We start from the raw sequence: 15,213 nt of genomic DNA, 5'->3' as shown, positions 1-15,213 counted from the left end.
GTGCAGCGCGTGGCAGAGCGCGGCGCGCATGATGCCGGCCGAGCCCAGTACGCAGTCCAGCCGCGTGTGGCTGCCCATCTCGAGGATCGTCGAAATGCCCCGCCCTTCGCGTCCGATCATCCAGCCGACGGCGTCGTGGAACTCGACTTCCGACGACGCGTTCGACTTGTTGCCCAGCTTGTTCTTCAGGCGCTGCACGCGGATCGGGTTGCGCGTGCCGTCCGGCAGGTAGCGCGGCACGAAGAAGCAGGAGAGTCCGGGCGACGCCTCGCCCGCAGTGCCGCCCTCGTCCGTCTGGGCCAGCACAAGGTGCGCGTCCGACTGCGGCGCCGAGAAGAACCATTTATGGCCGACGAGGCTCCATGCCTCGCTCCAGTCCGCGCCGAAACGCTCGGCCGCGATCGTCGGGCTCATCCGCGTCGCGCGCGTCGTGTTCGCGCGCACGTCGGTGCCGCCCTGCTTTTCCGTCATGCCCATGCCGATCAGCGCGCCCTGCTTCTGCCCGACGGGCAGCGAGCGCGGATCATAGGTGCGCGCCAGGATCTTCGGCAGCCACTCGGCCGCGATGACCGGATGCTGGCGCAGCGCCGGCACGGAGGCATAGGTCATCGTGACAGGGCACTGCGAGCCGTTCTCGACCTGGCCGAACAGCAGGTAGGCGGCCGCGCGCGCGACCTGGGCACCGGGGCGAGGCGCTTCCCAGGGCAGCGCGTGGGCGCCGTTTTCGATCAGCAGGCGCATCAGCTCATGCCAGGCCGCGTGGAATTCGACCTCGTCGACGCGGTGACCGCCCCGGTCGAAGTTCACGAGGCGCGGCGGGAACTCGTTCGCGAGCCGGCCAAGGTCGAGCACGGCGGCCGTTCCCAGCGTCGCGCCCAGCCGGTCGAGGTCGGCATTGGCCCAGCCGCCGCCCTCGCGCGCCAGCGCTTCCTGCAGGGCGGCATCGCAACGGAACAGGTTGACGTCACCGAACGGTGGCGCCTGGTTGAAGACTTCGTGCGTATCGAATCGGTTCATCGTGTCATCTCCTGTGGCCTTGCCGGATGCTGGACCGACTGTTGCAACTGAGCATCATGCGTCCGGCGCATATGTTTCTTCTTTACACTACATCGGCGACAATTAACGTTCAGCCGCAGCGCCAGGTTATCGGATAAGCAACAAGGCTAGCGTAAAGCCTTGTGCCGGGCAAGCGCGCGCCAGTCGGTAGAAGAACTGCGGCGTATCAAGCATGGATGGAAAGGTCTCGGGGATTGCGCTTTTTAATGCCCCCTGGCATCTTTCGGTGATACATTGCTTGTTGTTTTGGTACACTCCAKCTTCACAAGGCAGTTTTCTGCCTTCTGCCAAAGATAGAAAGCAGATATTTCAACAATGCGCGCCAGTTCACCCGCAGTACCGAACGATCCGCGCCATGCGGCCCCGGCAGCCAACCCGGACGGCTACATGGAAGCGGTGGGCGACGTCGCGTTCCGCCTCGACCCTGCCGGCCTGATCCTGCATGCGAGCCAGCGCAGCCAGCGTACGTTCGGCGCCCAGCCGCTGGCAGGCAGCGTATTGACGACGCTCGCGCTGGACGTCGACCAGGCCGCGCTGCGCAATGCCATCGTCGACGCGGGCATGGGGAGCGATCCGGTGGCCGTCGAGGTACGGCTGCGCTGCGCCGGCAAGGACGTGTGGTTCGAACTGCGCATTGCTTCGCTCGTTCCCGGCGGCCACGAACTGCTGGCCGTCGGCCGCGACATGACGGCCCAGCGCGCCACCGAGCAACGCCTGCGCCACATGGCCACGCACGACGCGCTGACGGAACTGCCGAACCGCCTGCTGCTGTCCGACCGCATCCGCATGGTGATCGCCAACGCGAGACGATCGGGCCAGGGTTTCTGCATCGCCACCATCGGCCTCGACGGCTTCAAGAAGGTCAACGATGGCCTCGGCCACCCGGTCGGCGACGCCGTGCTGCGCCAGGCCGCCGGCCGCCTGCGCAAGACACTGCGCGACAGCGACACGCTGGCGCGCGTCGGCGGCGACGAATTCGTCGCCGTGCTGCCGGGGACGTTCACGGCGGACCAGATCAAGCTGGTCAGCTGCCGCCTGCTGGCCGCGCTGCAATCGCCGTTCGAGGTCGACGGGCATACCGTGTACCTGGGCGCATCGGTCGGCGTGTCGATCTATCCCGAGCACGCCGAGGACGAGATCCGGCTGATCGCCCTGGCCGACGCGGCGATGGGCCGCGCCAAGGAAACGGGCAAAGGTCGCACCGTCGTCTACAGCGTGCGCGAAAACAGTCCGCCACAGCACGACATCTCGCTCGAGGCCGCGATGTTCCAGGCCGTGCGCGAGGGCGAGTTCCTGCTGTACTACCAACCGATCGTCAGCAGCCGTACGCGGCAGATCGAAGGCTTCGAGACGCTGATGCGCTGGAAGCACCCCACCCTCGGCATGGTGCCGCCCGTGCGCTTCATCCCCATCGCCGAAACGAATGGCCTCATCAACCTGCTCGGCGCCTGGGCGCTGAAATCCGCGCTCGTGCAACTGCGCCAGTTCGAGGAAGTGGCCAAGCGCGACCTGTACATTTCCGTCAACATCAGCCCGCGCCAGTTCCGCAACGACCGCTTCCTGAACGTGCTGGACGACGCCCTCGCCTTTTCCKGGGCGCCCGGCGACAAGCTGGTGCTCGAGATCACCGAAGGCACGCTGATGGTCGACCCGATCCACGCCGAGACCATCCTGACCCGCATGGCCGAACGCCATGCGCGCATCGCGATCGACGACTTCGGCACGGGCTATTCGAGCCTCGCCTACCTGAAGCGCTTCCCGATCTCGGTGCTCAAGATCGACCGCGCCTTCATCAAGGACCTGCCCGCCTCCACGAAGGATGGGGCGATCTGCAATGCCGTGCTCGACCTGGCCAAGCACCTCGGCCTGTCCGTCGTGGCCGAAGGCGTCGAAACCGAAGAGCAACTGAGCTACGTCGAGTCGCGCGGATGCGACTACGTGCAAGGTTACCTGACCGGCAAGCCGATGTCGGCCCACGTGGCCCTGGCCGCGCTCAAGGAAAACCTGTACACGGAACTGCTGCCGGACGAATTACGGGCGGGCCTCACATGAATCAGACTGTAACCTTCGAACGATCGTCGAAAGGCGACGCCACGCTGGCCCTGCTCTGGGAGCGGATCCGCCGGCGCGGCGACATGCCCGGCTTCACCAGGGCGATCAACGCGATCCTCGCCTCGATGCGCGGCGAGGACGAGCGCGACTTTTCCATGACGCAGACCGTCCTGTCCGACCCCGTGCTCACCCAGAAGGTGCTGCGCCTCGCGAACAGCGGCATGTACTCGGCCTTCGGCCAGCGCATCAACACGGTATCGAAAGCCATCCTCGTGCTGGGCACGGAAGCCATCGGCCACCTGGCGCTGGGCCTCAAGTTGATCGAGGAACTCTCGAAATCCACGCCGGACTCGCTGCAGGCGCACATCGAGATGGAAAAGGCGGTACTCGCCGGCATGGTCGCGCACCAGGTCGCGGCCGAGGCGGCCACGCGCGATCCGGAAGAAGCCGTCGTGTGCTCGATCCTGCATTCGCTGGGCCGGATGATGGTGACGTTCTACCTGCCCGAACACTGGACCCTGATGCAGCAGGCGGCCGGCGGCGGCGACCTCGACACGGTCGCCCGCGCCCAGCTCGGCCTGTCGCTGGAACAGATCGGCCGCGCCACGGCCGAACACTGGGGCCTGCCGCATAACCTGATCGCTGGCATGCGCCGCGTGGAACCGGGCGAACGGGGCGCCGATTTCGGCCACGACGACTGGCTCGCGGCGCTCGGCACCATGTCCGCCCAGTGTGCCGATACGCTATGGCATGGCGACGAAGCGGGGACGGAACATGTGCGCACGCTGGCGGCCGGCTTCGCGCCGCTGCTCGGCATCGAGCCGGCCAACATCGTCGGCGCCATCGAAAAGGCCAAGGTCGAGGCGGCCGCCGACCTGTCGATCGCCCCGCTCGCCAACCCGCCCGAGAAGCGCGCACGCACGGCCGCCGTCACGCGCATGCGCGAGGCCGGCAACAAGATCCTGGCGAACGGCGTGGCCGACATGCGCGACGCGGTGACCGCCGCGACGCCGGGCCAGATGATGTCGATGGCAATCGAGACCGCGTACCACGGCCTGTCGTTCACGCGCGCCTTCGGCTTCCTGCGCAACCGCCGCGACGGCCGCTACACGGCCCGCATCGGCCTCGGCGACAACGCCAAGACCATGGTGCCCAGGCTCGCCTTCGACGACGCCTATGAACCGAACGTGTTTTTCGCCGCGCTCGGCAGCGACCGCGTGATCTTTATCGAGAATGCGCGCGATCCCAAGTTCTCGAGCAAGCTGCCGGGATGGTGGAAAGAGACGCTGGCCGAAGCGCGCTGCTTCGTGATCATCCCGCTGTGCACGCACGGCGAACCGGTGGGCTTCATCTACGGCGACTGGGACGACCGCTTCCCCTCCGTCTACCTGAGCCAGGCCGAGTTCCTGCTGCTGAACGAATTGCGCGGGCTCGTCGTCAAGACCGTCGAGCGGCGGCAGCAGGTCGAGATGGTAGCGAGCCGGGCCTGAGCGGTTTGTAGGAATGTGAAATTTCGCGTGGGCTCGAGGAGCCCACCCTACGACATGACGGTACGCGTAGGGTGGGCACCCAGTGCCCACGCGTGACGTATGCGTGTGCTTGCGCTACGTTTTCAGCGCAGGCGCGGCGTATCCACGTGCACGTCGCCGCATTGGGCACGGTGCATCAGCGCATGATCGATCAGCACCAGCGCCAGCATCGCTTCCGCGATCGGCGTTGCACGGATGCCTACGCACGGATCGTGGCGACCGAAGGTCTCGACCGACACCGCATTGCCCTGCTTGTCGATCGAGCGGCGCGGCGTGCGGATCGACGACGTCGGCTTGATCGCGATGGACACCGTGATGTCCTGGCCCGTCGAGATGCCACCCAACACGCCGCCCGCGTTATTGCCCACGAAGCCCTCGGGGGTCAGTTCGTCGCCGTGCTCCGAACCCTTCTGCACGACGGCATGGAAACCGGCGCCGATCTCCACGCCCTTCACCGCATTGATGCCCATCATGGCGTAAGCGATGTCGGCGTCCAGCTTGTCGTAGATCGGCTGGCCGAGGCCCACCGGCACGTTCTTCGCCACCACGTCGATGCGGGCGCCGATCGAATCGCCGGCACGGCGCAGTTCGTCCATCGCCGTCTCCATGCGCGCGATCAGGTCGGCGTCGGACGTCGCCGCAAAGAACGGGTTGTCGTGCACGTATTTGAAATCCTGGAACGGCACGGCGATGTCGCCCAACTGGCTCATGCAGCCCATGAATTCAGTGCCGAACTTTTCCCGCAACCATTTCTTGGCCACGGCGCCGGCGCCGACGACCGGTGCCGTCAGGCGCGCCGACGAACGGCCGCCGCCGCGCGGGTCGCGTACGCCGTACTTGTGCCAATAGGTGTAGTCCGCGTGGCCGGGGCGGAACGTGTCGGCGATATTGCCGTAGTCCTTGCTGCGCTGGTCGGTGTTCTCGATCAGCAGCGCGATCGGCGTACCCGTGGTCACGCCCTCGTAGACGCCCGACAGGATCCTGACCTGGTCCGCTTCCTGGCGCTGGGTCACGTGGCGCGACGTGCCGGGCTTGCGGCGGTCCAGTTCCGGCTGGATGTCGGCTTCGGACAGCGCCAGCCCCGGCGGGCAGCCGTCGATCACGCAGCCGATCGCGGGACCGTGCGATTCGCCGAAGGTGGTTACGGAAAACAGCTTGCCAAAAGTGTTGCCGGACATTGGGGACTCGTTCGCTTGTTCAAGTGGAATGAAAGATTTTACCAGCATGGGCGGCCGGCCGGGTATGCCTATCTATATCAACAAAAATGTTGCCATATGGAATTTTCCTCCCAGAGCGCATAGCCTTCCATATATACTAGTTCGCAATCACGGAGCTTACCTGGAGAAGTAGTAGATGCCTGCACCGAACACGCCCCCGAGCACCGCGCAGGACGATGACCTGGTGTTCGCAGACGAGATGCCGGCAGTCGCACCGCACGGCGGCAGCGGCGCGTGGCGCGTGCTGATTGTCGACGACGACGCCGACGTCCATTCGACGACGACGTTCGCGCTCGGCGCCCTCGAGATACACGGACGGCCGCTGGAATTCCTGCACGCCTATTCGGCCGCGGAAACCATGGCGCTGCTGGACCGCGAGCAGGACATCGCCGTGATCCTGCTCGACGTGATCATGGAACACGCCGACGCCGGCCTGCACCTGGTGCGCCACGTACGCGACACCCTCGGGCGCCACGACGTGCGCATCATCCTGCGTACGGGCCAGCCCGGCTACGCGCCCGAAATGGATGCCATCCGCGGCTACGACATCAACGATTACCGCACCAAGTCCGAACTCACGCGCACGAAGCTGTACACGAGCGTGGCGGCCGCGATCCGCGCCTACCAGCAGATCCACGCGCTGGAGGACAGCCGCACGGGCCTGGCCGAGATCGTGCGCGCCAACACCGAGCTGATGGCGCTGCACTCCATCGGCGAAATGACCCTGGGCATCCTGCGCGAAACCGCCGCCCTCGCCGGCCAGCCCGCGGACGGCCTGTTGTGTGCCTGTCCGCCCGGCGACGCCAAGAGCTGGCAAGTGCTGGCCAGCTGCGGCCCGAGCACGGATCTGGCGCCCGACGGCATGCTCGCCGCCGGCACGAGCGGTCCCGCCGCCGCCATCGCGCAGGCCCTGGCCGAGCGCCGCAACCTCGTCCGCGACGACCACCTCGCGCTCTACTTCTGCGGCAAGGCGCACTGCGATTTCGTCGCCTGGCTGCCTCTCGTCCGGCCGCTGGACGGGCTGCGCCGCGACCTCGTCGACGTCTTCACGAGCAGCATCGCCGTCGGTCTCGACAACGTGGCACTGATGACCGACCTGCAGCGCGCGGCATTCTATGACGCACTGACCGGACTGCCGAACCGCACGCGCCTCGCCGAACTCGTCGACGACAGCCTGCGCGCCGGCGCCGACGCCACGCTGTGCCTCGTCGACATCGACCAGTTCGCGGAAACGAACGACGCACTCGGCCACCAGTTCGGCGACGCCCTGCTCGGCGCCGTTGCACAACGCCTGCGCATGCGCCTCGACGCCTGCCTGGCACTGGCCCGCATCGGCGGCGACATCTTCTGCGTCCTGGGCCAGGCCGACCTGATCGACCCGGCCGCACTGCAGGACCTGTTCGCGGCGCCGTTCTCGATCGAAGGCCAGGACGTGCAGGTATCGGCCACGCTGGGCCTCGTGCGCCTGCGCGACCACGAAGGCAGTGCGGCCGACGCGCTGAAGGATGCGGACATCGCGTTGAAGCGCGCGAAGATGCAGCGCCGCGGCGGCCATTTCTATTTCTCGCGCAGCATGGGCGTGGAGATCCGCGAGCGCGTGCGCCTCATGCATGCCCTGCGCGGCGGCTTCGCGCGCGGCGAACTGTTCCTCGCCTACCAGCCCCAGGTCGAACTGGCGGCGCGGCGCCCGTTCGGCGCCGAAGCCCTGCTGCGCTGGCGCACGGACGACGGCCGCTTCATTCCGCCCGACCGCTTCATCCCCATCGCCGAATACTCGGGCCTGATCATCGACATCGGTGCGTGGGTGCTGCGCGAAGCGTGCGCCGAGCTCGTGCGCCTGCGCGCGGCCGGCCACGTGGATTTCACGATGTCGATCAACGTCTCGCAGGTGCAGTTCCGCCATCCGCACTTCATCGACATGCTGCGCCAGGCCCTGGCCGACACGGGCGCGCCACCGGAACGGATCGAACTCGAGATCACGGAATCGATGGCGATGGAAGAACCCGACCTGCTGATCGAGCGCCTGGCCGAGATCAAGCGCACGGGCGTCTCGATCGCCATCGACGATTTCGGCACGGGATTTTCGTCGCTGTCCTACCTGCAGCGTCTGTGCGTGGACCGCCTGAAGATCGACCGCGCGTTCGTCACCGAGATCACGGACTCGGCGCGCGGCAGCAGCATCGCCGAGATGGTCATCGAACTGGGGCGCAACCTGGGGCTGTCCATCATCGCCGAGGGCGTGGAAGACGAGCGGCAGGCGCAGATCCTGCAGGCGCTCGGGTGTCCGCTCGCGCAGGGTTATCTGTTCGCGCGGCCGCTGGCGCCGCAGGCGCTGGTCGAATGGCTGGAGAGCGGCGCGCTGACGCACGCCGCGTGAATCATCGTAGGGTGGACGGGGCCCCCGTCCACGCGTCCACGCGACGTACGCCTACCGTGAGGTCAATTCTGCACGGGTTGAACGCGTGGACGGCCGAGCCGTCCACCCTACGTCGTCGGTGGCCCGGAATTAATCTTCCGCCATCTGCTCCGCCGGCCAGTCGCGGATATAGGCCTTGAGCATGCGGTTCTCGAAGCTCTGCGCTTCCAGCACCGCCTTCGCGACGTCGTAGAACGAGATCACGCCGAGCAGCGTGCGCGCGTTCATGACGGGCAGGTAGCGCGCGTGCTTTTCCAGCATGATGCGGCGCACTTCGTTGACTTCGGTGTCCGGCGTGACGGTGATCGGGCTGTCGTCCATGTGCTTGCGCACGGTGCCCGCGGTCTCGAGCGAGCCGCCATGCGCATGCAAGGCCTTGATGACCTCGCGGAAGGTCAGCATGCCGACCAGGTCGCCGTATTCCATCACGACGAGCGAGCCGATGTCGCGCTCGGCCATCGTGGCGGCGGCGTTGGCCAGGTCGGTGTCCGGTGACACCGTATACAGGATGTCACCCTTGACCTGCAGGATTTCCGATACCTTCATTTGGACCCCCTTGATTGGAGATGCTTGCTGCGTTGTATATATCATAAGGTGACTCTAGCCCAAGCTCCCCAAAAAATCCAGCTTTATGCCCTGCAACCGTGCACCCCGCACGTTCATGATGATTAAATGTAACGGTTAGCGCTATCGGGTGCTAGGATGCGCCGTCTTCATTTTCAGGATGAGCCCATGAGCGGTCCCAACTACCCCGGCTTCACCACGCTCGCGCTGCACGTCGCGGCCGGCGCGCATGACACAGACCTGGCCGTCGCACGGCTGGAAGAACGCGTCGCCGCCCTCGAAGGTGGCGTGGCAGGCATCGCGACGGCCAGCGGCCARGCCGCGCTACACCTGGCGGCCGCCACGTTGGCCGGCGCCGGCGACCACGTCGTGGCCGCACGCACGCTGCGCCCCGACGCGCACGCCCTGCTCGCCCACGGCCTGCGCCGCTGCGGCATCGCGACCACGTTCGTCGACCCGCGCGACCCGGTTGCCTGGCAGACCGCCATCCGCCCGGAGACGCGGCTGCTGGTCGGGGACGCCCTCGGCAATGCCGTGCTCGACATCCCGGCCGTGGCCGCGATCGCCCATGCGCACGACCTGCCGCTGCTCGTCGACGCCACGCTGGCGACGCCATGCCTGCTGAGGCCGTTCGACCACGGCGCCGACCTCGTCGTGCACGGCGCCGGTTTCCTGGCCGGCCAGGCCGGCGCGACGGGCGGGCTGCTCGTCGACGGCGGCACGTTCGACTGGCACGCCGCCCACGCGCGCACGGGCCGCTACGCCGACCTGTGCGAACCCGATCCACGCTTCGACGGCCGCGTGTTCGCCGAGGAATCGACGGTGGGCGCCTTCGCGCTGCGCGCGCGCGAAGCCGGCCTGCGCGACTTCGGTGCTGCCATCGGCACGCACGCGGCAAGCGTCATGCTGCAGGGCCTGGAAACGCTGGCCCTGCGCATGGACCGCCACGTGGCCGGCGCGCGCCTGGTAGCCGCCACGCTGGCCGCCCATCCGGCCGTCGCGCGCGTCGACTATCCCGATCTGGACGCCCACGCGGACCACGCGCTGGCCCGCCGCCTGCTGCCGCGCGGCTGCGGCGCCGTCGTCCCGTTCGCGCTTCATGGTGGAGCGGCGGCGGCCGACCGTCTCCTCGACGCCCTGACGGTGTTCGGCCGGACCGACGGCACCGGCGGCGCCCGCTCCAGCGCCACGCGCGATGGTGCGGACACGGTCCGACTGTTCATCGGCCTGGAAGACACGGACGACCTGCGGGCCGATCTCGGCCGTGCCCTGAAACTGGCGCAGAAAGGAGCCTGACATGCTTTTCGCCGTGAACGGCAAGACCGCCTACGCCTATACCGCGTCAGGCACGCCCGCGCCGGACCGCGCCGCGATCGTCTTCATCCACGGTGCCCAGAACGACCACTCCGTCTGGACCGCCCAGGCACGCTGGTTCGCCGGGCAGGGCCATCGCGTACTCGCCGTCGACCTGCCGGGCCACGGCCGCAGCGCCGGCCCCGCGCTTGCAACGGTAGAACAGATGGCCGCCTGGCTGCTCGACCTGCTGGACGCAGCCGGTGTCCAGCGCGCCGTGCTGGCGGGCCACAGCATGGGCTCGCTGATCGCGCTCGAGGCCGCGTTCCAGGCGCCCGCCCGCGTGCCGGGCCTGGCGCTGCTCGGCAGCACGTGGCCGATGAAGGTCGCGGACGCGCTGCTGGACACGGCGCGCACGGACGAGGCGGCCGCCATCGACATGGTCAACCTGTGGTCGCACGCGGGCATCGCACCAGCCGCGCCCGGCACGCCCCAGGGCGCCTGGGTGCCGGGGACGTCGCGCCGGCTGATGCAGCGTCTGTCGCAACTCAACCCGGCGCAACTGTTCCACACGGACTTCGTGGCGTGCAACACGTACGCGAACGGCGCCAAGGCTGCGGCAGCCGTTGCTGCGGCGGCGATCACCTGCCCGACGTTGTTCATCCAGGGCCGGCGCGACGTGATGACGCCGCCCCGGTCGGCCCAGGCGCTCGTGGCGGCTATCCCACACGCGCGCGTCGCGACCATCGATTGCGGCCATGCCATGATGACGGAACGGCCGGACGACGTGCGCGCTGCGCTGCAGGACTTCGTGCGCGGCCTGAATTGATCTACACTGGGTAACGCCGCGCCGCGGCCAGCAGCGCGGCGTGACCAGGAGAGGGCATGGCGGCAGTACGCTACGACAAGTTCGCGCAGTTCTACCCGTATTATCTGACCCAGCACGAGAACAAGTTGTGCCGGCGCGCGCATTTCCTCGGCACAACATCGGCCATCGCGGCCGTTGTGCAATACGTCGACAGCCCGAATCCGTGGTGGCTCGTACTGGCCGTCGTGTCCGGCTACGGCGGCGCCTGGATCGGACATTTTTACTACGAAAAGAACCGTCCGGCAACGTTCGACCACCCGTGGTATTCGTTCTGCGCCGACTGGGTGATGTACTGGCAAATGCTGACGGGCAAACTCAGCTGGTGAGGCCGCGGCCCGGCGCCCCGCCGACCCGCTCGAAATGCTCGGCCAGCGTCTCGTCCAGGCCCCGCTCGACGGCGGCCTCGACCTCGCGCGCGAGCGCCGCGGTGTCCAGCGCCAGCGGCGTCGGTGCCGCATCGCCCGCCGGCCCCGCGTCGCCGACGATGCCCCCGAACACGAACAGCCGGTAGACGTCCGCYAGGCGGATCGAACGGGGATCGACGAGCAGGACCCAGCACTCCGTGCCCGCACGCGCACTCTTGCCCCAACGCAGCGGGACGAGCGCCCCGGCCTGCACGCGCCCGACCCAGCCCGCCCCTTCCATGCGTTCCAGCAGGGCCGTCATCTCGTCGTAGCCGATACGCGTATGGGCGCGGACCTGGGCACAGGACACCATCGCCGTGCCCGTCAGGCGCCCGCTGCCCTGCAAGACCTTCAGCACGGCCATCGCATCGACGAAGGCGCCGCCCGGCACGGGTTCGTACCACCAGCGTTCGTACTTGACGATCGGCAGCGCGGCCGTCAGCAGCGCCCCCACCAGCGTGATCATCCACGAGAGATACATCCAGACAAGGAACAGCGGCAACGCCGCCAGCGCGCCGTAGATGATGGCGTAGGTCGGAAACTGGCGGATGAAGATGGCGAACACGCGTTTGGCGACCTCGAACGCGATCGCGGCGACGAGGCCGCCCCACATCGCGTCGCGCCAGTCCACGTCGCGGTTCGGCACCGTCATGTACAGCAGCGCGTAGGCGCCCGTCGTCAATGCCACCGACACGACCGTATAGAACACGGCGCCGAGGAAGGGCACGAGGCTCATCAGGCCATTGGTGGCGGAAAACAGTTGCGACGTCAGCGTGAGCGACAGGCCGAACGCGAGCGGTCCCAGCGTGACGAGCGCCCAGTACACCAGCACGCGCTGCACGAGCGGGCGCGGACGCGGCACCCGCCAGATCTGGTTGAAGGCGCGTTCGATCGTGCCGATCATGGCGATGGTCGTGAACACGAGCGCGATACCGCCGACGGCCGACAGTCCCGTCGCCTTGCTGGCGAACTGCGTCAGGTTCGATGTAATCGTGTTCGCGATCGCCTTCGGCATCAGCATCTGCACGAAATAATTGTCCAGGGCCGTGCGCAGCTTGCCGAACATGGGAAAAGTCGTGAAGATGGCAAGGACGATCGTCAGCAGCGGGACGAGCGCCAGCGTGGTCGTGAACGTGAGACTGCCCGCCACCTGCGGCAGCTTTTCCTCGGTCAGGCGGCGGCGCGCGAAGCGCACGAGGTCGCGCGCCTCGTTCCAGGTCAGCCCGCGCACCCGGTCCACGCCCGTGTTGATCATTTCGGTCGTGCTGCGGGAAAGATTGGTGACGGTCTTGGAAAGCATCGATAGGTTAACGGGCCCGCGACAAAATGCGCTTACCGCGAGCGTGTCATCTTGTAAAGCGCCCTATAATACCAACGATGAACCCAACCAATCAGATTATCCTCGTGTTGTATTACTCGCGTCATGGTAAAACCCGCCGGCTGGCCGAATTGATCGGCCAGGGCATCGACAGCGTACCGGGCCTGGAAGCCCGGCTGCGGACTGTCCCCGCGGTATCGACGGTGGCCGAAGCGACCGAACCCGACATCCCGCGAGAAGGTGCACCGTACGTGGAACTGGAGGATCTGGCGGAATGCGCCGGGGTGGCGCTGGGTTCGCCGACGCGATTTGGCAATATGGCGGCAGCGATGAAGTATTTTCTCGATGGCACTTCCGCGCAATGGCTGTCCGGCACGCTCGCCGGCAAGCCGGCCGCGGTCTTCACGTCGACGGGCAGCCTGCACGGTGGCCAGGAGTCGACGCTGCTGTCCATGATGATCCCGCTGCTGCACCACGGCATGATGGTGATGGGCCTGCCCTACACCGAGCCGGAACTGATGACCACCGCCAGCGGCGGCAGTCCCTACGGCGCGACCCACTGGTCCGGCGTGGACGGCAACCGCCCGGTGACCGAAGACGAGAAGCGGCTTGCGATCGCGCTCGGCCGGCGCCTCGCGATGGCGGCCCGGAAACTGCAGGGGACGGAATAGGCAATGCAAGCGTTAAGGTTGTTTCATACCGGGGCGGTGACCAGCCTCATTCTGCTGTTCCTGTGGCTGCTGGCCTGGGAGATCTTCGTCGCCCCGCTGCACCCCGGCGGCTCGCTGCTGGCCCTCAAGGCCCTGCCGCTGCTGCTGCCGCTGCGTGGCGTCCTCAAACGCGACCTGTACACGCTGCAATGGTCGTCGATGGTCATCCTGATCTACCTGGTCGAGGGCATCGTGCGCGCCTGGAGCGACCGCGCGGAACTCTCGCGCCTCATGGCCCTCGGCGAAGTGCTGCTCGTGTGCGCGTACTTCCTGTTCGCCGTGCTGTACCTGCGTCCCTACAAGAAGCAGGCGCAGAAACTCGCCAAGGAATTGCTCGACAAAGTCAAAGTCCCGCATGACTGATGCGCATGACTGATCACCTTATCGAACGGTGCGGCGCCATCGTCGGCAAAGACAACGTCCTCGTCGACGAGCACGACACGGCGCCCTACCTGACCGACTGGCGCGGCCGGTTCACCGGACGCGCCCGTGCCATCGTACGTCCCGCGAACACGGCGGAGACGGCAGCCGTCGTGCGCCTGTGCGCCGAACTGCGCATTCCCATCGTGCCGCAGGGCGGGCGCACCGGCCTCGTGCTGGGCAGCGTGCCGGATACGTCCGGGGACGCAATCGTCCTGTCGCTGCGGCGCCTGAACCGCATCCGCGCCGTCGATACGTTCAACCGCACGATGACGGTGGACGCCGGTTGCGTCCTGCGCGACATCCAGAACACGGCCGCCGACCACGGCATGCTGTTCCCGCTGTCGCTGGCGGCCGAGGGCAGCTGCACCATCGGTGGCAACCTGTCGACCAATGCGGGCGGTACGGGCGTGCTGCGCTACGGGAATACGCGCGAACTCTGCCTCGGGCTGGAAGTCGTCACCGCGCAGGGCGAGGTCTGGGATGCGTTGCGCGGCCTGCGCAAGGACAACACCGGCTACGACTTGCGCGACCTGTACGTCGGCGCCGAAGGCACGCTCGGCATCGTTACGGGCGCCGTGCTGAAACTGTTTCCGCAGCCGAAGGCGGCGCTCACGGCGCTCGTCGCGCTGGCGAACCCGCGCGCCGCGCTCGCCCTGCTGAAGCTCGTGGAAGCGGAATGCGGCCCCACGCTGACGGGCTATGAATTGATGAGCGACGTCAGCCTGCGCCTCGTCGCGGCCCACTTCCCCGACCTGCCCCGGCCATTCCCCGAACGCTATCCGCAGTATGCGCTGCTGGAGTTGTCGAGCCACGAGTCGGAAGCGCACGGCGTCGCCCTGCTGGAGCGCGCCATCGAGCGGGCGCTGGAAGACGGCATCGCCCAGGACGCCGTCGTCGCCACGTCGATCGCCCAGTCACGCGCGCTGTGGGCCATCCGCGAGCACATCCCGCTCGCCCAGGCGGCAGCCGGCAAGAACATCAAGCACGACATCTCCGTGCCCATCTCGCGCATCGCCGACTTCATCGAGACGACGGATGCGCACCTGGCGGCGGCTTATCCGGGCGTGCAGGTCGTCTGCTTCGGCCACCTGGGGGACGGCAACCTGCACTACAACGTGGCGCCGCCGGAAGGCATCCCGCACGACGATTTCCTCGCGCAGCAGGACGCGGTCAACCGCATCGTGCACGACAGCGTGGCGGCGCATGGCGGCTCGATCTCGGCCGAACACGGCATCGGCGCGCTCAAGCGGGACGAACTGCCGCGCTACAAATCCCCGATCGAACTGAACCTGATGCGTACCATCAAGGCCGCGCTCGATCCGCTCGGCATCATGAACCCCGGTAAGATCCTCTGACCGGGAGC

The 15,213-nt window shown here is 67.3% G+C and carries 13 protein-coding genes; 9 read left to right on the top strand and 4 right to left on the bottom strand.

The annotated features are described in order from the left end of the window. Positions 1–1,017 (bottom strand): acyl-CoA dehydrogenase family protein (locus AC1DYX_RS05275; protein WP_477257008.1); only part of this gene is annotated, 1,017 nt, incomplete at its 3' end. A 354-nt stretch (positions 1,018–1,371) separates the two neighbouring features. Here AC1DYX_RS05275 and AC1DYX_RS05270 point away from each other — a divergent pair. Continuing rightward, a complete protein-coding gene (locus tag AC1DYX_RS05270) occupies positions 1,372–3,108 on the top strand; it encodes a putative bifunctional diguanylate cyclase/phosphodiesterase (RefSeq protein WP_477257006.1) in 1,737 nt (578 codons plus the stop codon). Further along, positions 3,105–4,598 carry an HDOD domain-containing protein gene (locus AC1DYX_RS05265; RefSeq protein WP_477257004.1) on the top strand — a complete coding sequence of 498 codons (1,494 nt, stop codon included), beginning with the start codon at positions 3,105–3,107 and terminating at the stop codon, positions 4,596–4,598. Before AC1DYX_RS05270 ends, AC1DYX_RS05265 begins: the two co-directional genes overlap by 4 nt. 122 nt (positions 4,599–4,720) lie before the next feature. Here AC1DYX_RS05265 and aroC read toward each other — a convergent pair whose 3' ends face one another. Then, positions 4,721–5,815 carry a chorismate synthase gene (gene aroC / locus AC1DYX_RS05260; protein ID WP_477257002.1) on the bottom strand — a complete coding sequence of 365 codons (1,095 nt, stop codon included), beginning with the start codon at positions 5,813–5,815 and terminating at the stop codon, positions 4,721–4,723. A gap of 175 nt (positions 5,816–5,990) precedes the next feature. On the opposite strand from aroC, the gene AC1DYX_RS05255 reads away from it, so the two are divergent. Continuing rightward, entirely contained in the window at positions 5,991–8,231 is a 2,241-nt protein-coding gene (locus tag AC1DYX_RS05255) for a GGDEF/EAL domain-containing response regulator (protein WP_477256999.1), read from the top strand. Positions 8,232–8,360: 129 nt separating this feature from the next. Here AC1DYX_RS05255 and AC1DYX_RS05250 read toward each other — a convergent pair whose 3' ends face one another. Beyond that, a complete protein-coding gene (locus AC1DYX_RS05250) occupies positions 8,361–8,816 on the bottom strand; it encodes a CBS domain-containing protein (protein ID WP_477256997.1) in 456 nt (151 codons plus the stop codon). A gap of 186 nt (positions 8,817–9,002) precedes the next feature. Here AC1DYX_RS05250 and AC1DYX_RS05245 point away from each other — a divergent pair, with 186 nt between their 5' ends. From AC1DYX_RS05245 to AC1DYX_RS05235, 3 genes are read left to right on the top strand one after another with little or no spacing between them, the layout of a single operon-like run. Further along, complete coding sequence (locus AC1DYX_RS05245; RefSeq protein ID WP_477256995.1) at positions 9,003–10,130, top strand: PLP-dependent transferase; 1,128 nt, start codon at positions 9,003–9,005, stop codon at positions 10,128–10,130. Between the two features lies 1 nt (position 10,131). Next, complete coding sequence (locus AC1DYX_RS05240) at positions 10,132–10,956, top strand: alpha/beta fold hydrolase (protein ID WP_477256993.1); 825 nt, start codon at positions 10,132–10,134, stop codon at positions 10,954–10,956. A gap of 56 nt (positions 10,957–11,012) precedes the next feature. Next, complete coding sequence (locus AC1DYX_RS05235; RefSeq protein WP_477256991.1) at positions 11,013–11,321, top strand: Mpo1-like protein; 309 nt, start codon at positions 11,013–11,015, stop codon at positions 11,319–11,321. Here the strand turns inward: AC1DYX_RS05235 and AC1DYX_RS05230 are convergent. Then, entirely contained in the window at positions 11,311–12,699 is a 1,389-nt protein-coding gene (locus tag AC1DYX_RS05230) for a YihY family inner membrane protein (RefSeq protein WP_477256989.1), read from the bottom strand. The two genes, AC1DYX_RS05235 and AC1DYX_RS05230, sit on opposite strands and share 11 nt — an antisense overlap. 77 nt (positions 12,700–12,776) lie before the next feature. On the opposite strand from AC1DYX_RS05230, the gene wrbA reads away from it, so the two are divergent. Genes wrbA through AC1DYX_RS05215 form a run of 3 tightly spaced genes read left to right on the top strand, consistent with a single transcriptional unit; the run spans position 12,777 to position 15,205 of the window. Then, entirely contained in the window at positions 12,777–13,388 is a 612-nt protein-coding gene (gene wrbA / locus AC1DYX_RS05225; RefSeq protein ID WP_477256987.1) for an NAD(P)H:quinone oxidoreductase, read from the top strand. Between the two features lie 3 nt (positions 13,389–13,391). Beyond that, complete coding sequence (locus AC1DYX_RS05220) at positions 13,392–13,790, top strand: DUF2069 domain-containing protein (protein WP_477256985.1); 399 nt, start codon at positions 13,392–13,394, stop codon at positions 13,788–13,790. A gap of 5 nt (positions 13,791–13,795) precedes the next feature. Then, a complete protein-coding gene (locus AC1DYX_RS05215) occupies positions 13,796–15,205 on the top strand; it encodes an FAD-binding oxidoreductase (RefSeq protein ID WP_477256983.1) in 1,410 nt (469 codons plus the stop codon). The last annotated feature ends 8 nt before the right edge of the window (positions 15,206–15,213 follow it).

Source organism: Massilia sp. P2_C2 (genome assembly GCF_056404615.1).
Note: the sequence above shows the minus strand (reverse complement) of the source record. Positions and strands in the feature narration are given on the sequence as shown.